The 23,499-nt window shown below is 72.4% G+C and carries 17 protein-coding genes and 1 tRNA gene; 9 read left to right on the forward strand and 9 right to left on the reverse strand.

From position 1 onward, the window contains the following. Positions 1 to 34: 34 nt before the first annotated feature. The 5 genes from recJ to WME85_RS27800 all read right to left on the reverse strand — a co-directional run bounded on the left by recJ (position 35) and on the right by WME85_RS27800 (position 7,302). A complete protein-coding gene (recJ, locus tag WME85_RS27780) occupies positions 35 to 1,816 on the reverse strand; it encodes a single-stranded-DNA-specific exonuclease RecJ (RefSeq protein ID WP_437825394.1) in 1,782 nt (593 codons plus the stop codon). 144 nt (positions 1,817 to 1,960) lie between these two features. After that, positions 1,961 to 3,202 carry a protein translocase subunit SecF gene (secF, locus tag WME85_RS27785; protein ID WP_437825396.1) on the reverse strand — a complete coding sequence of 414 codons (1,242 nt, stop codon included), beginning with the start codon at positions 3,200 to 3,202 and terminating at the stop codon, positions 1,961 to 1,963. A 107-nt stretch (positions 3,203 to 3,309) separates the two neighbouring features. After that, positions 3,310 to 5,463, reverse strand: coding sequence for a protein translocase subunit SecD (gene secD / locus WME85_RS27790; RefSeq protein WP_437825398.1), 2,154 nt, complete (start codon positions 5,461 to 5,463; stop codon positions 3,310 to 3,312). A 55-nt stretch (positions 5,464 to 5,518) separates the two neighbouring features. Next, on the reverse strand, positions 5,519 to 5,941 hold the full coding sequence (yajC, locus tag WME85_RS27795; RefSeq protein ID WP_437825400.1) for a preprotein translocase subunit YajC: 423 nt from the start codon (positions 5,939 to 5,941) through the stop codon (positions 5,519 to 5,521). A gap of 218 nt (positions 5,942 to 6,159) precedes the next feature. After that, the gene (locus tag WME85_RS27800; protein ID WP_437825401.1) at positions 6,160 to 7,302 is read right to left on the reverse strand and encodes a transketolase; all 1,143 of its coding nucleotides are present in this window, start codon (positions 7,300 to 7,302) and stop codon (positions 6,160 to 6,162) included. A gap of 410 nt (positions 7,303 to 7,712) precedes the next feature. On the opposite strand from WME85_RS27800, the gene WME85_RS27805 reads away from it, so the two are divergent. The 3 genes from WME85_RS27805 (at position 7,713) to infC (ending at position 10,851) form a co-directional block, all read left to right on the forward strand. Then, positions 7,713 to 7,784 (forward strand) — tRNA-Val (locus WME85_RS27805). Between the two features lie 33 nt (positions 7,785 to 7,817). Further along, positions 7,818 to 9,884 carry a threonine--tRNA ligase gene (gene thrS, locus WME85_RS27810; protein ID WP_437825403.1) on the forward strand — a complete coding sequence of 689 codons (2,067 nt, stop codon included), beginning with the start codon at positions 7,818 to 7,820 and terminating at the stop codon, positions 9,882 to 9,884. 241 nt (positions 9,885 to 10,125) lie between these two features. Further along, entirely contained in the window at positions 10,126 to 10,851 is a 726-nt protein-coding gene (gene infC / locus WME85_RS27815) for a translation initiation factor IF-3 (protein ID WP_437825405.1), read from the forward strand. 103 nt (positions 10,852 to 10,954) lie between these two features. On the opposite strand, the gene WME85_RS27820 is transcribed toward infC, so the two are convergent. Next, positions 10,955 to 12,574 (reverse strand): serine/threonine protein kinase, encoded by a 1,620-nt coding sequence (locus WME85_RS27820; protein ID WP_437825408.1) that lies wholly within the window; start codon positions 12,572 to 12,574, stop codon positions 10,955 to 10,957. Between the two features lie 51 nt (positions 12,575 to 12,625). Further along, positions 12,626 to 13,312: an SMI1/KNR4 family protein gene (locus WME85_RS27825; protein WP_437825410.1), complete on the reverse strand. Its 687-nt coding sequence runs from the start codon at positions 13,310 to 13,312 to the stop codon at positions 12,626 to 12,628. A 127-nt stretch (positions 13,313 to 13,439) separates the two neighbouring features. Here WME85_RS27825 and WME85_RS27830 point away from each other — a divergent pair, with 127 nt between their 5' ends. The 6 genes from WME85_RS27830 (at position 13,440) to WME85_RS27855 (ending at position 19,763) form a co-directional block, all read left to right on the forward strand. After that, a complete protein-coding gene (locus tag WME85_RS27830) occupies positions 13,440 to 13,700 on the forward strand; it encodes a hypothetical protein (RefSeq protein ID WP_437302058.1) in 261 nt (86 codons plus the stop codon). Beyond that, a complete protein-coding gene (locus WME85_RS27835; RefSeq protein ID WP_437825412.1) occupies positions 13,697 to 15,319 on the forward strand; it encodes a hypothetical protein in 1,623 nt (540 codons plus the stop codon). The genes WME85_RS27830 and WME85_RS27835 overlap by 4 nt, the downstream gene beginning before the upstream one ends. 142 nt (positions 15,320 to 15,461) lie before the next feature. Then, a complete protein-coding gene (locus WME85_RS27840; RefSeq protein ID WP_437825414.1) occupies positions 15,462 to 17,009 on the forward strand; it encodes a hypothetical protein in 1,548 nt (515 codons plus the stop codon). A 20-nt stretch (positions 17,010 to 17,029) separates the two neighbouring features. Further along, a complete protein-coding gene (locus WME85_RS27845; RefSeq protein ID WP_437825416.1) occupies positions 17,030 to 18,409 on the forward strand; it encodes a protoporphyrinogen/coproporphyrinogen oxidase in 1,380 nt (459 codons plus the stop codon). Between the two features lie 161 nt (positions 18,410 to 18,570). Further along, positions 18,571 to 19,134, forward strand: coding sequence for an FMN-binding protein (locus WME85_RS27850; RefSeq protein ID WP_437825418.1), 564 nt, complete (start codon positions 18,571 to 18,573; stop codon positions 19,132 to 19,134). Then, positions 19,131 to 19,763 carry a hypothetical protein gene (locus WME85_RS27855; RefSeq protein ID WP_437825419.1) on the forward strand — a complete coding sequence of 211 codons (633 nt, stop codon included), beginning with the start codon at positions 19,131 to 19,133 and terminating at the stop codon, positions 19,761 to 19,763. Before WME85_RS27850 ends, WME85_RS27855 begins: the two co-directional genes overlap by 4 nt. A 130-nt stretch (positions 19,764 to 19,893) precedes the next feature. Here the strand turns inward: WME85_RS27855 and WME85_RS27860 are convergent, their stop codons facing one another. Next, positions 19,894 to 20,508 carry a response regulator gene (locus tag WME85_RS27860; protein ID WP_437825421.1) on the reverse strand — a complete coding sequence of 205 codons (615 nt, stop codon included), beginning with the start codon at positions 20,506 to 20,508 and terminating at the stop codon, positions 19,894 to 19,896. 542 nt (positions 20,509 to 21,050) lie between these two features. Further along, entirely contained in the window at positions 21,051 to 23,291 is a 2,241-nt protein-coding gene (gene glgB / locus WME85_RS27865) for a 1,4-alpha-glucan branching protein GlgB (RefSeq protein ID WP_437825423.1), read from the reverse strand. Positions 23,292 to 23,499 lie beyond the last annotated feature (208 nt).

Consider the following 23,499-nt stretch of genomic DNA (forward strand, 5'->3'; position numbering starts at 1 on the left):
ACGCTAGCACGCCGCGCGGGCCCGCCGCGAACGCTCAGTCGGTCGCCGCGATGTGCTCGATCCGGATCTCGACCGCGTCCCCGCCGCGCCACGCGTCGCGCCGGAGGCGGCCCACCACGTCGACGCGCCCGCCGGCGAACCGGGGCGCGAGCTCGCCCAGCTCGAACCCGAAGCACGAGATCTCCCGCCGGGCGAAGGTGAGCTCCAGCTTGAGGTGACCCTTCAGGTTCCTCGCCGAGCGCACGGCCGCGCCCGGCAAGAGGACGTGGGCCGCGCGGTTCCCCTCGCCGCACGGCTCGAGGCGCTCGAGGTCGCGCGCCACGGCCGCCGGATCGTCGCGATCGTCGAGCCGGACGTGGGCCACCGCGAGCGCCGCGGCCGCCGGGAGGTCCTGCTCGCGGAAGGCGTCGCACCACGCCGCCCGGAGCGCCTCGACGCGGTCGGCGCGCACCTCGACGCCGGCCGCCGCCTGGTGGCCGCCGAAGCCGACGAGCTCGGCGCGGCAGAGGGAGAGCGCGTCGTGGAGCCGCGCGCCAGCCGGGCCGCGCACCGAGCCGCGCCCCTTGGCGCCCTCGAGGGCGATGACGATCGTCGGCTTGCCGTAACGCGACGTGATCCGGCCCGCGACGATGCCGACCACGCCAGGGTGAAAGCCCTGCCGCGCGATGACGATCGCCGGATCCCGGTCGAAGCCGGCGCGCTCGATCTCGGCGAGCGCGGAAGCGAGCATCTCGTCCTGGATGGCGCGCCGCTTCATCTGCGCCTGCTCGACCGTCGCGGCGAGCGCGGAGGCGGTCACGCCGTCCTGCGCGAGCAGGAGCTCCAGCGAGACGTCGGGATCCCCGAGCCGGCCCGGCGCGTTGAGGCGCGGCGCGATCCGGAAGGCCACGTCCTCGGCCGACGCGCCGCGCCCGAGGTCGAGGTTCGCGAGCGCCGCGAGCGCGCGCAGCCCGGGCCGAGGCCCGGTCTGGAGCACGCCGAGGCCGGCGCGGACGAGCGCGCGGTTGTCGCCGGTGAGCGGCGCGACGTCGGCGACCGTGCCGATGGCCACGAGGTCGAGGTAGGGGCGCAGGTCGAGCGACGAGCCGAGCTTCTTGCGCACGGCGGCCAGGAGCGAGAGGGCGAGCCCGCAGGAAGCGAGCCCCTTGTACGGGAAGCCGCAGTCGGCGCGGTGTGGGTTCAGGAACGCGATCGCGGGGAGCGGATCGGCCGGCACGAGGTGGTGGTCGATGACGACGCAGTCGACGCCGGCCGCGCGCGCGGCGGCGAGCCGCTCGTGGTCGCTGGAGCCGCAGTCGCACGTGATGAGCAGCGTGGGGCAGGCGCGCAGCACGCGCTCGAGCGCGGGCGACGAGAGGCCGTAGCTGCCCTCGGCGCGCGTCGCGAGGAGCGGCACCACCTGGCCGGAGAGGGCGCGCAGCGCGCCGGTCATGATCGCGGTCGCGGTGATCCCGTCGCAGTCGTAGTCGCCGAAGACGGCGATCCGCTCGCCGGCGCGCACGGCGCGCGCGATCCGCTCGGCGCTCGCCTCGCGGTCGGCCATGGCGTCGGGCGAGGTGAGGTGCGAGAGCCGCGGGTCGAGGAAGCGCCGGGTCGCCTCGTCCGGAGCCCGGCCGGCCCGGTGCAGGATGTCTGCGACCGTGATCGACAGCCCCAGCTCGCGGGCCATCGCGAGCGCATCGGGCGACGCCTCGCCTGGATCCGCGATGCGCTCGGCGCAGGGCGCGCCCGCGCCGCCTCGCCCCGGGTGCGAGGCGGCGGGCGGCGCCTCGCGCTCGGCGAGCTCCTTCCAGGCCTCGGTGGCCGTGCTCGTCATCGCAGGAGCGGGTACACCGGCGTGGCGGGGGTGTCTACGGGCTGGGCCTCGGGCCCCACGAGCGACCGCGGCCGCGGCGCGTCGATCACACGAGCGACCGCGGCCGCGGCGGTCACGCGAGCGACCGCGGCTGCGTCGCGTCGATCAGACGACCGCGTCGGCGCGCTTCTGCGCGCGCACGCGGCTGACCTTCTTGCGCTTGGCGGAGCCCGAGCCGAAGAACCGGCGGTCGATCCACTCGGTGAGCGGCGCGGCGACGTAGATGGAGGAGTACGTGCCGACGACGATGCCGACGACGAGCGTGAACGCGAAGTCCCGGAGGACACCCGTCCCGTAGAAGAGGAACATGATGAGCGACAGCAGCGTCGTCGCGGACACGAGGATCGTTCGGCCGAGCATCTCGGAGAGCGAGAAGTTGATGACCGCGGCGAAGCTCATGTCGCGGTGCTTCGCCAGGTTCTCGCGGATGCGGTCGTAGACGACGACCGTGTCCGTGATCGAGTAGCCGACGATCGTGAGCAGCGCGGCGACGGTGGAGAGGGTGATCTCGCGCTGCGTGATCACCATGGCGCCGAGCGCGATGCCGACGTCGTGGACGAGCGCGAGGATGCCGCCCGGCGCGAACCGGATGTCGAACCGGAACGCGATGTACGCCATGATGAAGAAGATCGTGATGAGGATGCTCTTGATGGCGGCGTCGCGCAGCTGCGCGCCGGCCTTGGGCCCGATCCACTCGACCCGCAGCGCCTGCTCCGGCACCTTGTCCGCGCCGAGGTGCTGCCGGAGGCCGTCCATCAGCTGGTCGCCCTTGGACTTCAGGTGGAGCTCGACCTTGTGGTCGCGCTCGCTGACGATCACCGGATTGTTCCCGCCGGGCCGGAGGTCGACGCCCTCGATGCCCTCGATCTGCTTCTTGATCCCCTCCAGGTCAGGCGGGGCGTCGTAGCGGGTGGAGATCTTGTCGCCGCCGGGGCTGAACTTGACCTCGGTCGCGCGCACCGCCGGCGGGCAGCGGTCCTCGGGGACGGGGACGTTCTCGGGCGGCAGGCACAGGTGATCGCGCACCGTCGCCTTCTGCTGCTCGGAGAGCGCGGAGACCTCGTGCACCCGGATGAGGTAGCGGTTCGGGTTGGCCTGGTCCGCAACGGACACGATGTCCGGCGAGTCGAAGCCCGAATTGGTGACGGCCTCGCGGACCTCGGCGCTGGAGACCGCGCTCTTGAAGGCCACCTCGATCTCGGTGCCTCCCTTGAAATCCGTCCCGAGCTTCGGCCCCGGCACGATGAACGAGATGATCGACAGGATGAGCAGCACCCCGCTGAGCCCGATGAAGAGCCAGCGCTTGCTCATGAAGTCGAACTGGCGGCCAGGTTTGATGAGTTCCATCGTCGTGTCCCACTCTCGGAGCTCCGCACCCGCGGTCTCCTTCAGAATGCCGGAGATCCGCGCTCGCGGCCTCCCTCAGAACGCGGAGCCCCGCGTCCGCGTCTACCTCAGCCGAGCGAGAGCGTCTTGATCTTCCGGCCGCGGACCGCCCAGTCGAACATCAGGCGGGTACACACGACCCCTGTGAACAGGCTGATGGCGATCCCGACGATCAGCGTGATCGCGAAGCCCTTGATGGGGCCCGTGCCGTACTGCGCGAGGATGAGCCCCGAGATCAGCGTCGTCACGTGGCCGTCGAGGATGGCGCTGAACGCCTTGTCGTAGCCCACGTCGACAGCCGCGCGCGGGCTCTTCCCGCTCCGGAGCTCCTCCCGGATGCGCTCGTTGATCAGCACGTTGGCGTCGACCGCGATGCCCATGGTGAGCACGAGGCCGGCGATGCCGGGCAGCGTCATCGACGCGCCGAACATCGCGAGCACGGCGATCTGCAGGATGAGGTTGAAGATGACGGCGACGTCCGCGATGAGCCCGGCGCGGCTGTAGATCACCACCATGAACACGACCACGAGCACCCCGCTCGCGATCGCGCCCTTCATGCTCTGCTGGATCGCGTCCTTGCCGAGCGACGGGCCGATGCGCTGCTCGTTCGACGGGGAGATCGGGGCCGGCAGCGCGCCCGACCGGAGCACCAGCTCGAGCTTGCGCGCGTCCTGGAGCTGCTGGTCAGGGTTCTGCGAGCCCATCGTGATCTGCGCGCGGCCGCCGCCGATCTTCGTCTGGATGACCGGCGCGCTCTCGACCTTCTCGTCGAGGATGATCGCGAACCGGCGCTTGATGTTCCTGCCCGTGATGTCCTCGAACCGGCTGGCGCCGGTCGGGGTGAACTCCATCGACACGTACCAGCCGCCGAGGCCGCCGTCGCTCTGGTCGGGGAGCGCCTGCGCGTCGCGCACCATGTCGCCCGTGATCTCGGCCTTGCTGAAGAGGAAGTACGTCCGCCAGCCGATCTCCTCGATGGCGTCCTTCTCCTCGTTGTACTCGAACAGCTTGCCGTAGCCGACCTCGTTGTCGGGCGGGACCTGGAGCGTCCCGACCCACTCGCGCAGCCGCTTCAGGGTGTCGCGCGTCTCCTCGTGCTCCGCGCGCACCATCCGGGCGAAGTGGACCGGCTTGGTCTTCCCGGGGCCGACGGGCGCGTTCTCGATCGAGAACGTCAGCCCCTTCGGGAGGTCCTCCTCCTTGGCGCTCTTGGCGATCGGCTCGAAGAAGTCGTGGTCGTCGTCGACCATCTTGAACTCGAGCCGCGCCGTCTGGCTGATGATCTCGCGGATCGTGTTGAAGGCGCGGTCGTCGTCGCCGGGGACCTCGATGATGACGTCCTCGTCGCGCGTCGAGACGCTCGCCTCCTTGAGGCCGAGGCCGTCGACGCGGCGGAGCACCGTCTCCTTGGCCTGCGACACCGCCCGCTCGCGGATGCCGCTCGAGACGTCATCGCGGATCCGGAACCGCGCGACCTTGCGGTCCGCCGAGCGCTGGAGCTGCATCTCGTGCAGGAACTTCGCGAGGAACTCGTCGTTGATCTTCTCGGAGTCCGCCGGGTCGTTGAAGGTGACGACGATCGTGTCGGTCTGCTCGCGCGACTTCTCGATGCGGAGCTTCGTCTGCAGCTTCTGCATCTCGTCGATCGTCGGCGGCTTGTCGCCCTGGTGGAACCCGAACGACGTCGCGAGCGCCGCGCGCAGGTCGTCGTAGTACCGGTCGCGCTTGTCGCTGATCGCCTCGTCGACGTCGACCGTGTAGACCAGGCGGAGGCCGCCCTTGAGGTCGAGCCCGCGCACCAGGCGGAACGGGATGTTCGACGTCAGGAAGCGGCTGAAACCGAGCTCGCCCCGCCGCGCCTGGGTCTCCTGCTCCGACAGCTCCTCGGACGACAGGCCCGACTGGTCGGAGCGGCCGTACCGCTCGTCGTGGTACGTCGGGTAGATGCAGAGCGCCGAGCCGAGCGCCAGAAACAGCACGAAGCCCGTCTTCGCCCGCCACGCGAAGTCGATCCACGGCCCGGCGCACAGCAGCGCCCACGGCACCATCAGCCCGAACGTCGCGAGCGCCCAGAACACGTGGTAGTGGGCCGCGATCGCGGCGGCGCCGGCCGAGAGCGCGGCCCAGGCGAAGACGCTGCGCCGCGAGCGGCTGAGCCACGCGCCGAGGAGGCACAGGCCGGCGACGCCGGCGAACCCGTACTGAAAGATGTTTAGGAGCATGGGATGTGGCGCCGCGGGGGGCGGTAAAGAGCTTCCTCTGGGGCCGAGCGCCCGCCTACGACTTCTTGTCCTTCGCCTTGTCGTCTGCCGCTGCGACCTCGCCCGGGTCGGGGCCCTGGATCGCGCTCTTCAGGATCTGCACGTTCACGCCGGGGGCGATCTCCAGCTTGACCCTGGGTGAGTTCGGGTTGATGTCGGTGATCTTGCCGAGGATCCCGGCCTGGGTGAAGACCCGGTCGCCCACCTTGAGGTTCGACTCGAGCTGCTTTTGCTTCTTGGTCTGGCTCCGCGTCATCACGAAGATGAGCAGCAGCGGCAGCGCCAGGATGAGGAACGAGAAGCCCATCCCGCCGAACGGCGCGGGCTGCGCCTCCTGCCCCGAGGCCGGCGGCGATGATTGACCTTCGACCGGCGCCGCGGGCGCGTTGCCCGCGCGCCCGGGGGCGGCGTTCGGCTGATACCAGTTTGAGCTTGCCAAGGTGACGCGTGTCTCCGGGCCCCGACGGGGCTCGCCCGCAAATTGCGGGCCTCTCCCAACCCCCCGGGGCTCGCCTCCATACCCAGGATCCAAGGGTCGCGCAAGGAGCTAGGCGGGCAGCCTCACCCTCACCCCCTCGGAACTCCAGCCTTGCTGGCTTTTCCGCGCGTGCCCCCCCTGCCGCGCGGCCTTGCCACGCGCGCCCGCTCGACGCGGCGTCAGCCGTCGCTGCCGAACACCATGTGCCGGCGGGCCCGCTCGCCGCTCGCGATCTCCGCGAGCGACAGGCGCACGTCGCGCTCGGTGATGGTGCCGTCGATGGTCGCGAACGTCGCCGAGATGATCGGCGGGATGCGCCCGACCGCCGGGAAGCCCGGGGCCCACGTGAGCGCGTCCGCGAACGCGGCCTTCACCCCGGCGGCGAGGGGCCCGCACGGGGCGAGGGGCACGTCGAGCGGCTCGAGCACCACGATGGCCTTGGCCCGCCCGAGCGTCTTCACCACCTCCGCGCCGAAGAAGGGGCGGAGCGCGCGCACGCCGACGAGACCGACGCGCCGGCCCTGCGCTCGCAGGCTGCGCACGACCTCGCGGGCTGCAGGGAAGGCGCAGCCCATGACGACCATGATCTCCTCCGCGTCGGCGGTGTCGACGCGCTCGATCGCGCCGAGCGACCGCCCGGTCAGCTCGCAGAGCTCCCGCATCGCGCTGGTGAGCGCGAACGGCACGCGCGCGCAGAAGCTCCGCTCGGCCCGCTTGCGGACCACGCCGCGGCCCTGCGGGCGCGGGCCCCCGTCGCCGTCGCTCTCGCCGGGCGATATGTCGGTGAAGGTCGGCGGGGTCCGCTCCGAGCCGAGGAAGCGCGCGGCGAGATCGCGCGCCCCGCCGAGGGCGGCCACGTCCGACGGCAGCGCGTCGACGAGGTGCAGGAACGGCGTCTCGCTGTCCTCGGCGGCGCGCCGCGCCACGAGCGCCATGTCGGCCGCCTCCTGGTTGCTCCAGGTCACGAGCACCCCCGCGCCGATGTCGAGGGCCGGCGCGAGCTCGTCGCGCCCCACGGCGAGCCCGCCGCGCCGCTCGATGACGTGCACGGTGACCGGCGTCCGCACCGCGGCCGCCTCGCCCAGCGCGGCGAGGGCCCCGACGAGCTCGTGGGCGCCCAGCACGACGCTCGCCCGTTGCCCGGCGCGCGCGCGCGCCGCGGCGCCGCGGATGGCGTCGACGGCGCTCGCGGCGCGCTCGATCGGCAGATCGCCCGGCACCGCCGCGTGGGCCGCGAAGAGCGCGCACCCCGCGGCCACCTCGACATACGCGATCACCGCCGCCGGATCCGGCGGTGAGCCCAGACCGTCAGGTCCTGCCATCCAGCCGTTCGTCGCCCGAGCCGCACGCGAGGTCAAGCGCGAGCGCGATCGGATCCGCGCAGCGACCGGCCTGAAGCGACGCAGCGATCGAGGCGCCCGTTTCTGGACGTAAGACGTACGTTGGAGAAGTGGACCGCCGTGGCGGCGCGGCGCAGCGCGCTCGCCTGGCGTGGCGCGCGATGGGCGGCGCGTGACGTCCGTCGGGGAGCGACCCTGCGCCGGGCGCCGTCTGGCGTCGCCGCCTGTCAGGCCGCACCGGCGCGATCGCGAGTTCCGGTCACGGGCGCCCGATCTCGCGGTGACTCGCGGTGAAAAGCGATCGCGAAGAACGAATCGCTTGACGGACTCTTACCCCCTTGCTAGGAGGCGCTCTCCGTTTCGTCGGCCCCCGCGCCGAGCGAGCGGGACATAGGCGCGTAGCTCAGTGGTAGAGCACTACCTTGACACGGTAGGGGTCGCCGGTTCGAAACCGGCCGCGCCTACAAATCAGCAGGAGACCTAGCCTGCGAGGTTTCATGGCCCTCGATCAGACAGCCCAGGCCGCCTCGGCGGCCCGCACCACGGTGCGCGAGGCTCTCGCCGACGACATCGCCAAGGACCGCACTGTCATCGGCGCCCGCGTCAACGGGCGCCTCCTCGATCTTCACACGCCCTTCCAGCGCGACGGCTCGACCCGCATCGAGCCGGTGCGAACGAGCGATCCGGACGGCCTTCGCATCATCCGGCACTCGACGGCGCACATCATGGCCGACGCCGTGCAGCGCCTCTTCCCGGGCACGAAGGTCACGATCGGCCCCGCCATCGACGCGGGGTTCTATTACGACTTCGACAAGCCGACCGGCCCCTTCACGGACGAGGATCTCGCCAAGATCGAGGCGAAGATGCGCGAGATCATCGCCGCGGGCCGCCCGTTCCGGCGCGACGTGGTGAACCGCGAGGCGGCGCACGAGCTCTTCGCGCAGATGGGCGAGACGTACAAGCGCGAGCTCATCGACGCGATCCCGCCGGGCGAGGACGTCTCGCTGTACCGCCACAGCGACGGCGAGCGCGAGTGGGTCGACCTCTGCGAGGGCCCGCACGTGCCGGACGCCTCGGTGCTCCAGGCCCTCAAGCTGGTCAGCGTGGCGGGCGCGTACTGGCGCGGCGACGAGCGCAACCCGATGCTCCAGCGCATCTACGGCACGGCGTTCCCGAGCCAGGCGGCGCTCGACGAGCACCTGAAGCTCCTCGCCGAGGCCAAGGAGCGCGACCACCGGAAGCTCGGGAAAGAGCTCGAGCTCTTCATGTTCCACGAGTACGCGCCGGCGATGCCGTTCCTCCTGCCGCGCGGCGCTCAGGTCTACAACGCGCTCGTCCAGTACATGCGCGACCTCTACGTCGACTACGGCTACGAGGAGGTCATCACCCCGCAGATCTTCGACAAGCGGCTGTTCGACACGAGCGGTCACCTGCCGAACTACCGCGAGAACATGTACCTGCCCGTCACGGCGGAGCACCTCGACGCGGCGCGGCTCGCGCTCCGGCTCGGCGTCTCCCCCGGCGAGGCGGACGCGGCGGTCTACAAGGAAGCGGACAAGAAGCGCGACGCCGCGGTCCTGGAGCAGCTCGCGGAGCTCGAGCGGCTCGCGCAGAAGCCGATGAACTGCCCGAGCCATTGCCTCATCTTCGGGCAGCGGCGGCGCAGCTACCGCGAGCTGCCGTGGCGGCTCGCCGATTTCGGGCGGCTCCACCGGTACGAGCGCGGCGGCGTCGTCCACGGGCTCGCCCGGGTGCGGAGCTTCTGCCAGGACGACGCCCACATCTTCTGCGCCCCGGAGCAGATGCAGGGCGAGATCCAGGCGTTCCTGCGCCTCCTGCTGGAGGTGTACGCGGCGTTCCGCTTCGCCAAGATCGACATCAAGCTCGCGACCCGGCCCAAGAAGCGCATCGGCACCGACGCGCAATGGGACGCCGCGGAGGGGGCGCTCGCGGACGCGCTGAAGCAGGCCAGCCTCCCCTTCGAGATCGCGCCCGAGGAGGGCGCGTTCTACGGCCCGAAGCTCGAGTTCCACGTCGAGGACGCGCTGCGCCGGAGCTGGCAGCTCGGCACCATCCAGGTGGACTACGCGCTGCCCGACCGCTTCGAGCTCGAGTACACCGGCGCCGACGGCGGCGCCCACCGCCCCGTGATGCTGCACCGGGCGATCCTCGGCTCGCTCGAGCGGTTCTTCTCGGTGTACCTCGAGCACATCGGGGGCGCGTTCCCGTCCTGGCTCGCCCCGGAGCAGGCGGTCGTCGTCACGGTCAGCGAGAAGCAGGCCGCCTACGCGCAGGAGGTCGTCGCTCACCTCCGGAGCCGCGGGCTCCGGGCGAGGGCCGACCTCAGCTCCGACAAGCTCGGCGCCAAGATCCGGGCCGCGCGGCTGACGCGCGTCCCGTACGTGGTCGTGGTCGGCGACAAGGAGGCCGAGGGCCGCAAGGTCGCCCCCCGGTCGCGCGATCTGAACAAGGACCTCGGGGCGATGCCGCTCGAGGAGTTCGCCGACCGGCTCGCCGCAGAGGCGAAGCCCCCTCGCCTCGCTGTGCGCGAATCGACTTCGTGACCTGCCGTTCCGGCCGGATCCTCTCGCCGGCAGGCCCCTTCCCCGCCCCCCTGTCGAGCCCGGTGGTCCCGGGCTCCGGCGCGCCCGTTCGACGCAGCGGCTGTCGTGCTTGCTGCCGTTGCCTGCGGCGCGGAGTCGGGCGACATTGGCACCGTGATGGTCGCCGCGACCGGGATCGGTCGCGCAGCGGCGGTCCGTCGCTTTCAGAATCACAGAACACAAGGAGGCAGCGAAATATCACATGGCGATGAGACGCTTCGACCCTCGGCAGGCCCAGCGGGGGCCGCAGATCCGCATCAACCAGCGCATCCGCGTCCCGGAGATCCGCGTCATCGGCGATGATGGCGAGATGCTCGGCATCATGCAGACCCACGAGGCGCTGCGCCGGGCACAGGAGAAGGGGCTCGACCTCGTCGAGGTCAACCCGAAGGCGGATCCTCCGGTCTGCAAGATCCTCGACTTCGGCAAGTACAAGTACGACGAGAAGAAGAAGGCCCGCGAGGCGAAGCGCAAGCAGAGTGTGGTGGAGATCAAGGAGATCAAGCTCCGTCCCAAGACGGATGACCACGATCTCGAGTTCAAGACCAGGGCTGCGCACCGGTTCCTCGGCGCAGGTCACAAGGTGAAGTTCACCGTGCGCTTCCGCGGCCGCGAGATCACGCACCCGGAGAAGGCGCAGGAGCAGCTCGACTGGATCGTCCAGCACTGCGAGGAGATCGCGAACGTCGAGGTGCGCCCGATGATGGAGCAGCGCACGATGACGCTGATGATGGCGCCCAAGCCCGCCATCCTCCAGAAGGTCGCCCAGGCCCGCGCCGCCGCCGAAAAGGCCCGCCAGAAGGCGCTCCAGGAAGGGCGCGCCGCGCCTTCCACGGCCGACGACGAGGACGAGGAGATCGAGAAGCTCGAGCGGCAGCTCGAGGAGCAGGACGACGACGACGACGACGAGGCGGAGGGGAACGCGTAGGGCGCCGGGCGCGCGACGACGCCGGCCGCGCCTGCAGTGCGTGCAGCGCGGCCGTCGAGCGGGCGCCTCGGAGGCCGCCCGGCTGTCGCCGGGTCGGCGGGGGTCAGTGCGGGATCAGGCCGCCGAGCCACGCGCCCGCGGCGAGGACCGCCAGCGCGGCGACGAGCAGCACCGCCTTCACGGCGCCGCCGCCTGACCGGAACGCAGGCGCCGGCTCCAGGTCCAGGTCGCGCGGCGGGGCCACGGCGAGCGGCGCCGCCGCGGGCGGGGGCGGCGCAGGGCGCTGCGGCGCGGGCGCGTGCTGCGGGGAAGCCAGGGTCGGCTCGGCCCTCCTCTCGACCGGCCCGAGCGGCGGCTCCGCGGGCGCGAACGGCGCGTGCGGCGGCTCCGCGGCCGGGAACGGCGCGCGCGGCGGCTCCGCGGCCTGGAACGGCGCGCGCGGCACGGCGGGCGCGAACGGCGCGCGCGGCGGCTCTGCAGTCGTGGACGGCGCGCGCGGCGGAGCGGCCGGCAACGTCGCGGGGGGAGCGATCAGCTCCGGCTCCTCGAGCGCCGCCAGGTTGCCCGCCTCGACCGACACCGCGGCGAGGGACCGCCGCATGAGGTCCTCCCCAGGCGCCGAGACCTTGATCTCGTCGGCCCACTTGCCGATGTCCTCGAAGGCGGAGATCTTGAGCGGCTCGTTCAGCCGAGCGGTGCTCGGCGCCGCCTTGTCGTCCGGGAGCGACGTGAACTCGAGCAGGGTCTCCTCGATGAGCCTGTCGATGAACGACGCCTTCTCCGACGCGGGAGCGCGCCTGCGGAGCGCCATGGCGCTGCGGACGTGCTCGGCGATGTCGTAGGCGCTGACCGGCCGGCCGAACCTGTACAGGAAGGTCGTGAGATCCCGGCCGAACTCGCGCGCCGAGCTGTAGCGATCGCCCGGCTCGCGCGCCAGCGAGCGGGCGATGAGGCGATCGAGCTCGGGGGGGACCCCCTTGTGGATCTCGGAGAGCGGCGGGATCTGCGCCTGCTGCACGAGCTTGACGGTCTGGTAGTCGGTGTCGCCGAGGAAGAGCCGCTTCCCGGCGAGCATCTCCCAGAGGATGGCGCCGACGGCGAAGATGTCGGTGCGGTGATCGACCTCCAAGCCCTGGGCGGCCTCGGGCGAGAGGTAGCTGAACTTGCCCTTGATGATGCCCGCCTCGCTCTTCTCGAGCTGGCTCGTCGCCTTGGCGAGGCCGAAGTCGACGATCTTCACCTCACCGTACTTGGTGATGAGCACGTTCGGGGGCGACATGTCCCGGTGCACGATCTTGAGCGGGTGCCCGTCGGCCGCCTTGAGCTCGTGGGCGTACGTGAGCCCCTCGCAGAGCTTCGCCGTGATGAACACGGCGGATTCGACAGGGAGGGTCCGGCCCGCCTTGCGCATCGACTCGAGGACTGCCTTCAGGTCGGCGCCGTCCACGTACTCCATCACGATGAAGTACGCGTTGTCGCCGACGCCGATGTCGAACACCTGCGCGACGTTCGAGTGGGAGAGGTGCGCAGACAGCCGCGCCTCGTCGAGGAACATGGCGATGAAGCGCTTCTTCTCGCTGAGGTGCGGGAGCACGCGCTTGATCGCGACCTGCTTCTTGAACCCCTCGATCCCCGCGCTCTCCGCGAGGAAGACCTCGGCCATGCCGCCCGAAGCGAGGCGCTCGACGACCCGGTAGCGCTGCTGCTGGTGGGCTTCCGTCATGCTCCGCCTAGTACATCACGTCCCACGCCACGCGCGGAAACAACCGGCTGCTCAGCCCGTGAGCGCGCTCCTCGCGAGCGAGCGAGGCGCAGGCGTGAGCGGCACCGCCACCGCGCGCGGGCGGCTCCTCGGCGCGACCGCGGCGCGCAGGCGCGGCGTCAGATCGAGCTGCGCGGCGGCCCGCTGGCGGCGGTCGTCGAGCTCCGCGGCGAGCATGTCCTTCACCATGTCGAGCAGCTCGGGGAAGCCCGAGAGGCGCAGCCCGACGTCGTTCGTCCAGAGGATGACCTCGAGCTCGCCGTCAGGCCCCGTCGCCTCCGGATCCCAGGCGAAGACGGTCTCGGCCGCCGCGTCGATGCCGAACGGCACGAGGGCGCTCCGCGCGCCGTGGCGGCGGCGCACCGTCGCCGGCGCGAGATCGCGCTCGCCAGCGCCGCGCGTCCCCTCGCCCTCGCAGTGCTCGAGCACCATCCGCCCGACATCCATGTACGAGCCGCGCGCGAGCGCGCGCACGCCGAGCAAGCTCGCTCCCTCGAACAGCTGCGGCCAGCCGTCGTGCCGCGAGAGCAGCTCCCGGTAGCTCCGCGGCAGCGGCATCCCGAGGCGACGCTCGACGCCGGCGATCGCTGCCTCGGACGCTCCCGCCGGGGGCGCGATCGGCATCCCCCGCCGCGGATCCATCCGCGCGAGCTCCAGCTTGAGCGCGCGGATGCGGTGCATCGACTCGAGCCACTCCATGCGCGCGACCCTACGCGCGGCGCGCCAGGAAAAGCAAAAAACGCGCGAAGCCACGCGCCGCGACGCCGACGCCGCGCGCGCGACACGCGCGCTTGACAGTCATTTGCGTCAGCGGCACGGTGCTTGCGTGGCCGGCTTGGGCTCCTGGGCATCGCTCCGCACCGCCTTCGTGGTGACGGGCATCACGTTCGTGTTCGTCTCGCTCGCGACCGCGTGCCTCGACTACGCGGGCGAGGAGCTGTTCGATCAGTGCGACACCCCCGCGGCGCCGCTGCCCGGCTCGGGATCCGGCTCGGGCGCGATCGTCGACGCGGGCACCGGCGCGGAGCAGCCGGACTGCGGCGCGCCGACGCACGCGCCCGGATCGGGTTCCGGCTCGGGGTCGTGAGGGGGGAGCGGCGCGACGTCCTCGCGCTCGCCGCGCTGGCCGCCGCCGCGCTCGCCTCCCGCCTGCTGTTCCGCGTCGATCACGACGAGGACATCGACGCGCTCCGGTTCGCGCTCGGCGTCGAGCGCTTCGACGTGAGCGAGCTCCGCCCGCACGCGCCCTACTACCCCGTGTTCATCGCCGCGGCGAAGGCGCTCGCGCTGCTCGGCGCGGCGCCGCGCGAGGCGCTCGCCCTCGTCAGCGCCGCGTCGGGCGCGGCCACCGTCGCCTTCACCGCCCTGCTCGCGCACGCCGTCGCCGGGCGGCGCGCCGCCGTGTTCGCCGGGGTCCTCGCGCTCGCGTCGCCGTTCCTGTGGCTGTCGTCCGAGAAGCTCCTCAGCGACATGGCCGGCACCGCCGTGACCACCGCGGCGCTCTGGCTCTGCGCGCGCGCTCGGCGCCTCCACCCCGCGGCCGGAGCCGACTCCCCAGCGCCGCCCGGAGCGGCGTCGCCCGAGACGCGCGTCGCGCGCACGCGCACGTGCGCGCTCGTGCTGCTCGGCGTCGGGCTAGGCGTCCGGCTCTCGTACTTCCCGTTCGCGCTCGCCTGCCTCGCGGTCATCGCCCGCGGCGAGGGCGGCCGCCTCGCGTGGCTCGCGCGCGGCCGCGACCTCGCGACCGGCGTGCTCGCGTGGCTCGTGCCGCTCGTGCTGATCGCGACGCCGCGCGAGCTCGTCGCGACGACGTGGGTCCAGGGGATCGGGCACTTCACCCGCTGGGGAGGGACGGCGATCACCGTCTCGTCGCCGCTCGATCGCCTCCACGGCGTCGTCTGGGGCCTCTGGGCCAACGGCCTCGGGGGGGCCTGGCCGGACGCGCCCGCGGCGCGGTGGCTCGGCGCGCCGCCCTTGCTCGCGCTCCTCGGCGCCGCGGCGCTCCTCGCCGTGCCCCTCCAGCGCGCGGCGCGCGCCGCGCGCGAGCAGCCCGAGCTCTGGGCCTCCGCGCTCGCCTATTTCCTCTGGGCGCTCCTCGGGCAGAACATCGCCTACAAGCCGCGGCACTGGCTCCCGCTCGTCCCGCTCCTCGTCGTCGCCCTCGCCGCCGGCGCCGCGTCGCTCTCGCCTGCGATCCCGGCGGCCGCGGCGCGCGTGCCGCGCCTGCGCGCGCTCCTGGCCGCGGCGCCCGCCTTCCTCGTCGCGGCGCTCGCGGCAGAGTGGCTCACCGACGCGCTCTCCCTCGCGCGCCAGCACCGGGCGCCCTCGCCGGCGGCCGCGATCGTGAGCTTCCTCCGCGACGAAGGCGCCGAGCAGCGCCCGGTGCTCACGCGCGACCTCGACCGGATGATCCAGGAGGGCGCGCCCGGCCGCCAGCCGGTGCGCGTCCGCAGCGACGAAGGCCTCGTCCGCGCCGTCGAGCAGGCCGGCCCCGGCGGCGCGCTCCTCACCAGCGAGGCGCTCTCGCGGGAGGCGCGCGACGCGCTCGCCGGCCGGGGCTATGCGATCTCGATCCGCTTCGCGCGCCCTCGCTCCCGCTACGTCGACGCGCTCTGGAGCGACCTCGCCCTGCTCGAAGCGGTGCCCGCTGCGCCGCCGGCCGGCCTTGTGCCGTCGCGCTCGCCGGGCGGCGCGCCCGCTCGCTGAAGCGGCGCGCCCGCTCGCTGAAGCGGCGCGCCCGCTCGCCGGGCGGCGTGCCCTCCCGCTGAAAACGATGTTGACCTCCCTTTTCAAGGGCGCGAAGACTCCCGCCCTGCCGAGCGCCTCGCCGGGCGCTCGGTCCCCCTCGATGAAAGCGATCTCGTCCCCGTGGCCTCGCTCTGCGGGCGCCGCCCTCAGCGCGTCGCTGCTGCTGTCCCTCGCCGCCGCCACCCCGGCGGCCGCGCAGCCTGCGGTGCCGCCCCCGCCAGCGGCGGCGCCGCAGCCCGCGGCGCCCCCTCCGCCCGCGGCGCCGCCTCCGCCCGCGGTGCCGCCTCCACCTGCGCCGGCCCCTCCGCCCGCGGATCCGCCTCCGCCAGCTCCTCAGCCGGCGGCGCCGCCCGCGCCAGCGGCGGCCGCGCAGCCCACGGCGGCCCCTGCGCCCGCGGCCGACGGCCCGGTCCTCGATCTCCCCCCCGAGCACGCCGAGCCGCCGCGCGAGGCGCAGGAGCCCGCCGTCAGCCTGGGCGCCGGCGAGGCCCCCGAGCACGAGCTCGCGCGCGGCCTGACCGAGCAGCGGTTCCGGAGCGCCGGGGCGAGCGCCAGCAACACCTCCATCGGCGGCTACGGCGAGGTGCAGGTCCGCGGCACCACGACGGGCCGCGAGGGCGAGCGCGCGTGGGTCGCCGACATCCCCCGGCTCGTGCTCTTCGTGGCGCACGAGTTCACGAGCGACATCCGCTCCTACGTCGAGCTCGAGGTGGAGCACTCGCTCTCCTGCGCGAGCTGCCCCGGCGCCGCGGAGCTCGAGCAGGCCTACCTCGAGTGGAACGTCTCGGGCCGCGCGCTCGGCCTGCGCGCCGGCCTCGTGCTCGTCCCGATGGGGATCATCAACCAGTGGCACGAGCCGCCGGTGTTCCACGGCGTCGTCCGGCCCAAGGTGGACACCGTCGTCATCCCCTCCACGTGGCGCGAGATCGCGATCGGCGCCTTCGGCCAGCCGCTCGACTGGCTGCGCTTCGAGGCCTACGCGATGACCGGCCTCGATCCGCTCGGCTTCCGCGCGGGCGGGCTCGCCGGCGGGCGCCAGAACGGCGCGCTCGCCCGCGCCAACGCGTGGGCTCTCGTCGCGCGCGTCGAGGCGGAGCCGCTGCTCGGCGTCATCGCCGGCGCCTCGGTGTACGCGAGCGACGCAGGCCCAAACGGCGACGGCGAGTTCTTCCTCCGCGACGGCACCCCGGTGGACCTCACGATCCCGGTGATCGGCTGGTCGCTCGACGCGCGCTGGCGCAGGAGCGGCCTCGAGGCGCGGGCGCTCTTCGCCGAGTGGCACCTCCCCGAGGCGCGCGCCCTCATGGTCTCGTTCAACGAGAGCGGCGCGCCCAACTTCATCGACCCCACGAGCCCCGTCGGCGCCCGGATCCGCGGCGGCTATGTCGAGGCCGCCTTCGACGTGCTCCGCCCGCTCGGCCTCGGCCACGAGCTCCTGCCTTTCGCGCGCCTCGAGGCGTACGACACGCAGTCCGCGGTGCCCGAGGGCTACGCGGCGAACGCCTCGTACGACGTCCGCGAGCTCACGCTCGGCGCCTCGTACCGCCCGACCCAGGGCGTCGTGGTGAAGGCCGACTACCAGCTGCGCGATCGCGCGCTCGGCTTCGACCAGACGCAGCTCAACCTCGGTCTCGGGTTCATGTACTGAGCGCGGACCGACGGCTCACCATGTCACTCCGCCCAGACGCCGCGGGGCCCGAGCGCCTCGTCGTCGGCGCCGGCATCTCCGGCCTGTACGCCGCCCTGCTGCTCGCGCGGGCCGGCCGGCGCGTGCGCCTCCTGGAGCGCGCGGCGCGCCCCGGCGGGCTCGCGGGCGCCGAGGTGTTCCGCGGGCTGCCGTGCGATCTCGGGTCGCACCGGCTCCACCCGGCCGCCCTGGAGCAGCCGCTCTTCCGCGAGGTGCACGCCCGCTCCCCGTTCCTCACGCGCCCGCGGCGCGGGGTGCTCGTGCTCGGCGGGCGCCACGTCCCCTACCCTCCGAGCGCGCCCTCGCTCCTGCGCGCGCTCGGCCTCCGCGCCGGCGCCGCGATGAGCCTCGGCTTCGCGGCGCAGCGCGGCCGCCGCGCGGCCTTCGCCCGCTGGGAGCACGACCGCGCGATCGCGGGCGAGGACGTCGGCTTCGAGCGGTTCGTGCGCGACCGCGTCGGGGCAGCGGCGTACGCGTCGTTCTACCGGCCGTACGCCGAGAAGGTCTGGGGCATCCCGCCGTCCGAGCTGTCCCAGACCGTGGCGAAGAAGCGGATCAGCACGACGAGCCCCCTCGCGCTCTTCAAGGGGCTCGCCCGCGCGCGCGGCGGCGCGGCCGCGGACCTCGCGCGGTTCGTCTACCCGCCGGGCGGCATCTCGTCGATCATCGCGTACCTGGAGGCGCGGCTCGCCGAGTCCGGCGTCAGGGCCGAGTGCGGGACCGCCTTCGACCTCGCCGCGGCGAGCGCGAGCGCGCGCGCCGGCGCGGCGCCCGCCCTGTTCGCGGGCGACCTCGTGGACCTCGTGCCCGACGCGCGCCTCGAGCACCGCGGCCTCTACCTCGTCTACCTCGCCTACCCGCGCGAGCGGCTCGGCGCGCCGGAGACGTACTACTGCCCCGACCCGCGCTTCTGGTTCGGCCGCGTCTCCGAGCTCCAGAACTACGCGCCCGATCTCCGCCGCCCGGGCGAGACGGTGCTCTGCGTCGAGATCCCCGAGGGCGCCTGGGGCCGCGGGCGCGACTTCGCCGCGGGCCAGCCGCTGGAGGCGCTGCTCGACCAGCTCGTGCGCGCGGGCATCGCCCCGCCCGGCGTCGCGCCGATCGAGGCCCGGCAGCGCTTCGTGCCGGGCGTGTACCCGCTCTACCGGCGCGGCTGGCTGCGCGACTGGCGCGCGGCCATGCGCCGCGCCGCCGCGCTCGGCGTGCTCCCCTTCGGGCGCCAGGCGCTCTTCCTGCACTGCAACCTGGACCACTGCGCCGCGATCGCGGCCGACGCGGTGGCGCACGTCGAGGCCGGCCGCAGCCCGGAGGCGTGGGTGCTCGACGCCGAGCGCTACCTCGACGTGCAGGTGCGCGACTGAGGCGCGCGCGCGCGCGCCTCAGTCGCCTCAGTCGCCTCAGTCGCCTCAGTCGCCTCAGTCGCCTCAGTCGCCACGGGCGCCACGAACGCCGACAGCCGCGATCCGCGGCGCGAACCGTGTTGACTTTGACTTTCATGAGTGACAGTTTCGTCGGAGCTTTGATGCGTTCTTCCTGTTTCCGCACTGCCCACTTCACCGCCGCCGGGGCGCTCGCGTTCCTGCTCGCGGCGCTCCCTGCCCACGGCGCGACGTACTGGACGGTCCCGGCGGTCCTGAAGAGCTTCTTCGCGAGCTCGAAGAAGGTCGGGTACCGCAAGGTCGTCCTGAGCGACGCGGAGGCGCAGGACATCGGCAAGCGCCTCGGCGCGCCGATCAAGCGCGAGTGGGTGGTGTACGTCGCGGAGTCCGACGGCAAGACCGACGGCTACGCGATCAAGGACGAGGAGAAGGGGATGCACGAGCCGATCGACTTCGCCGTGAAGTTCTCGACGGCCGGCGCGGTGGAGCGGATCGAGATCCTGGAGTACCGCGAGGCGTACGGCGACGAGGTCCGCGGCGATCGCTTCCGCGCCCAGTTCCAGGGCAAGACGGCGAGCGACCCGATCACCGCGGGCAAGGACATCGACATCGTGTCGGGCGCGTCCATCTCGTCCCGCTCCGTGGCGCTCGGCGTGAAGCGCGACGCGCTCGTCCTCCAGCTGGCGCTGAAGCGCGGCGGGCTGTGAGGGACTTCTCCGCGGCGGCGGGGCGGCTGCGGTCGCTCTCGCTGGGCGCGAAGCTCCTGTACACGGCGTTCACCGTCGCGTCGCTCGTCGGGCTGCTCGTGTCGTGGCGCCTCTACGGGGCGATGGTCCAGGACGCGGGCTCCGCGGGGTACTACGCAGGCGCGCCCGCGGTCGCGCCGCCGCCTGCCCCGACGCAGGCGCCCGCCGCGGCCGCCGCAGCTGACGAACCGGCGCTCGACCTCGGCCCGGAGCTCGAGCTCCCCGCGACGCAGGAGGCGCCGCGGGTCCTCGTCGAGCAGATCTCCGAGCGGAAGCTGCTCGAGGTGACGCACTTCCACCTCTTCTCGGTGCCGGTTTACGTGCTGATCCTCGCGCACCTCTGGCTGCTGGCGCGGCTGCCGTCGTGGCTGCACACCGCGGGCGTCGTGGCGGCGGTCGCCGCGAGCGGGCTGCACATCGCGGCGCCGTGGCTCATCCGGGGCGCGCCCGGCGCCGCGGCGCTGATGCCGATCTCCGGCGTGGCCATGCTGCTGTCGCTCGGCGCCATGGCGGTCGTCTCCACCGTGGACATGTGGCTGCCGAGGCGGTCGCGGCGGGGCGAGGCGGCGCCGCCCGCGGAGGCGGACTAGGACGCCGCCGCGGCGGCGCGGCGCCGAGGCCGCGGTCCCATCGGCTTTGAGCGTCTGACGAGGTTTCCTCCTGGTGCTCCTCGTGAGCGGGTCCGGAGGGGCCCTGAGCCAGAGGACGCCAGATCAGGAGTTACCGGCGGACAGAGGAGCTCCGCCGGAGCCAGCGGGACGTGAGCGACCAGGCGAGCTCGAGCACGTCCTTGCTCTCGAACGGCTTGCTCAGGAGCCGCAGCTCGGGCCGCTTCAGGCGCCGGATCACGTCGTGCCACGAGTAGTCCGAGTAGGCGCTGCAGATCACCGCCTCGATGTCCGGACACTCGCACCAGATCCGCTCGATCGTCTCGATGCCGTCCCAGCCCGGCGGCATCCGCATGTCGACGAACATCAGGGCGTAGGGTTGGCCGCTCCGCTGCATCCGCCGGACCTTGTCGAAGCCCTCCTGGCCCTGGCAGGCGCCGTCCACCTGGAACGTGGTCCTCGCGGTCGCCGCGGGCGCCCCGAAGATCGCCGCGTCGAGCGCGTCGAGGTCCGACGCTGCCCCGGAGTCGGGACAGAGGAGCTTCTGGAAGTCGCGGTGGATGGCGGGGTTGTCGTCGATGACAAGGACCCTGCGGACCTCCCCCCCTCGCGCGGACTCAGGTCCCGTCCAGGAGGCGGGGGGCGGCTGCGACAGGAAGCGCGACGAGCCCCCTTGGGTGGCCGTCGCCTTCACCTGACCGAGGAGCTTGTCGTTGCTGTTCACCATTCAAGAACCCCGCCTTTGCTCGATGCAAGCCAGTCAATCCAAGCGAACGTAAGACCCCAGAGACCAGCGGACAGCGCACCACGATCGACCGCGATGCGGCGGAGGCAGCTCGACGGGACGCGCGTGCCCGAGCCCCGGACAGAGAAACGGCGCCGCCTGGACAAGCCTCACCCCCCACCTCCGTGCATTCGCTGCGACAAGCAAAGCGCCGCTACCGCTATGCGGAATTTCCTTAATAAAGAATCTGGGATCTTGACGCAAGGACGTTTCGAACGTGACACCCGGCCGCGGATCACCGCGGTGGCCTGCCCCGGTCGAGCAATCCAGCGGGCAAGCTCGCTCAGGGGAGCGGCCCGCCTCCGCGTCAATCACACGGAGACCGAGACAGGAGCGTTCCGACCCGAACGGAGGGGACGCACCTCATCGCTCCAGGGGCGAGCACGTCAGAGAGGGTGAGATGGGCCGGCGCCCCCGCGTGCGGGCTGGCGGCGGGGGCGCGGCGAGGCGCTCGGGCCGCGCCGCGTCACAGGGGAGCCTCGGGGCTACGCGTGGCGCTCGGGGACGAGCCAGAGCACCGCGAGCGGCGGGAGCGTCAGCACGATGGATTGTGGGAAGCCGTGGCAGGGGACGTCCTCGACCTGGACACGGCCCATGTTGCCCACGCCGCTGCCGCCGTACTCGGCCGCGTCGGTGTTGAGCACCTCCAGGTAGGCATCGGCCGGCGGGACGCCGATGCGGTACTGGTGGCGCGGGACCGGCGTGAAGTTGCCGACGAACACGACGTGCACGCCCGAGGGCGACATCTGGTCTCCGGCGCCGTCCCCGTAGCGGATGAACGAGATCACGGTCTGCATCGTGTCGGTGCAGTCGATCCACCGGAAGCCGTGGTGCTCGTCGTCGAGCTCGTACATGGCCGGGTACTTCTTGTAGAGCGCGTTGATGTCCGTGAGCAGCCGCTTCAGCCCGGCGTGCGCAGGGACGGACAGGAGGCCCCAGTCGAGCTCCGTCTTCTCGCTCCACTCGGCGAACTGGCCGATCTCGCCGCCCATGAAGAGCAGCTTCTTGCCCGGGTGCGCCCACATGTAGCCGTAGAGCACGCGCAGGTTCGCCAGCATCTGCCAGTAGTCGCCGGGCATCTTCGAGAGCAGCGCTCGCTTGAGGTGAACGACCTCGTCGTGGCTCAGCGGCAGCAGGAACTTCTCGGAGAAGGCGTAGATGAGCCCGAACGTGAGCTGGTGGTAGTGGAAGGCGCGGTGGATGGGCTCGTGCTTGAAGAAGTCGAGCGTGTCGTGCATCCACCCCATGTTCCACTTGAAGTCGAAGCCGAGCCCGCCGACGTACGTCGCGTGGGTCACCGACGGCCACGCGGTGGACTCCTCCGCGCACAGCACCGCGCCCGGGAAGCGCTCGTGCACCCGGTTCGACAGCTCCCGGATGAAGTCGATCGCCTCGATGTTCTCGCGGCCGCCGTACCGGTTCGGCACCCAGTCCCCGCCCTCCGCGGCGTAGTCGAGGTAGAGCATCGAGGCGACAGCGTCGACGCGCAGGCCGTCGACGTGGAACTCGTCGAGCCAGTAGAGGGCGTTGGCGACGAGGAAGTTGCGGACCTCGTGCCGGCCGTAGTTGAAGATGTAGGTGTTCCACTCGCGGTGCTCGCCGAGCCGCGGATCGAGGTGCTCGTAGAGCGCCGTGCCGTCGAACCGGCCGAGCGCCCACGCGTCCTTCGGGAAGTGCGCCGGGGTCCAGTCGAGGATCACGCCGATCCCCTTCTGGTGACACCGGTCGACGAAGTAGCGGAAGTCGTCGGGATCGCCGTAGCGGCTGGTCGGGGCGTAGTAGCCCGCCACCTGGTAGCCCCACGAGCCGTCGAAGGGGTGCTCCATGACCGGCATCAGCTCGATGTGCGTGAAGCCGAGCTCGGCCACGTACTCGACGAGGTGGTCGGCGAGCTCGCGGTAGGTCATCCAGCGCGTCCCGTGCTCGTACGGCGGGCCCTCGCCCTGCACGCGGCGCCAGGAGCCGGGGTGGACCTCGTAGATCGCGATCGGCTTCTTGCGGGAGTCGAGCTGGCCGCGATCGCGCATCCACGCGCCGTCCTGGAACGTGTAGCGGCTCGTGGTGACCCGCGACGCGGTGGCCGGCCTGAGCTCCATCGCCTGGCCGAGCGGATCGCTCTTCACGGTGATGTGACCCGCCGGGGTCTTGATCTCGTACTTGTAGAGCGCGCCCTCGCCGACGCCGGGGATGAAGAGCTCCCAGAAGCCCTCGCCCATCCGGCGCATGGCGTGGCGGCGGCCGTCCCAGTGGTTGAAGTCGCCGACGACGCTCACGCGCCGCGCGTTCGGGGCCCAGACCGCGAACGCCGTGCCGGCGACGCCGTCCACCTCGCGCACGTGCGCGCCGAGGACGCGGTAGAGCTCCCAGTGCCTCCCCTCGGCGAGGAGGTGAAGGTCGATGTCGCCGAGCGTGGGCGGCATGCCGTACGGATCCAGCTCGACCGAGGCGTTCCCGTCCGGATAGCGCAGGTCGAGCTGGTACTTGAAGCGGCCTTCCTTCGGGTAGGACACGCCGGGGAAGCGCGCCTCGAAGAGGCCCGCGGGGTCCACGCGCTCCATCGGCAGCTTCGGGAGCGACCGGTCGCCCGGGAGCACCGTGATCTCGGTGGCGTCCGGACGAAAGACGCGGACCACCAGGTCGTCTTCCTCTTCGTGGGGGCCGAGCACGTGGTGCGGATCCGGATGCTCGACGGCCGTGATGAGATCGACTTCTCGTTGTTCCAACATGTCGGGGTCTGCCTATACCGGCTCCTCTCGCCGACGTCATGCCGAGAGTCCGCCCGAGACGCCAACCAGGCTCACCCCGACGTACCGGCGCAGCCCTCTCGCCGATCACCCTGGCGCCGCTGCGAGCGCAGGTCCCCCTGGCGCCGCCGCGGTGTGCTCACCATTTGTCCGCAGCGCAACAGCGGACGATGGGGGCCGATCCCGCGCG

Source organism: Sorangium sp. So ce1153 (assembly GCF_051521595.1).
Lineage (GTDB): Bacteria > Myxococcota_A > Polyangia > Polyangiales > Polyangiaceae > Sorangium.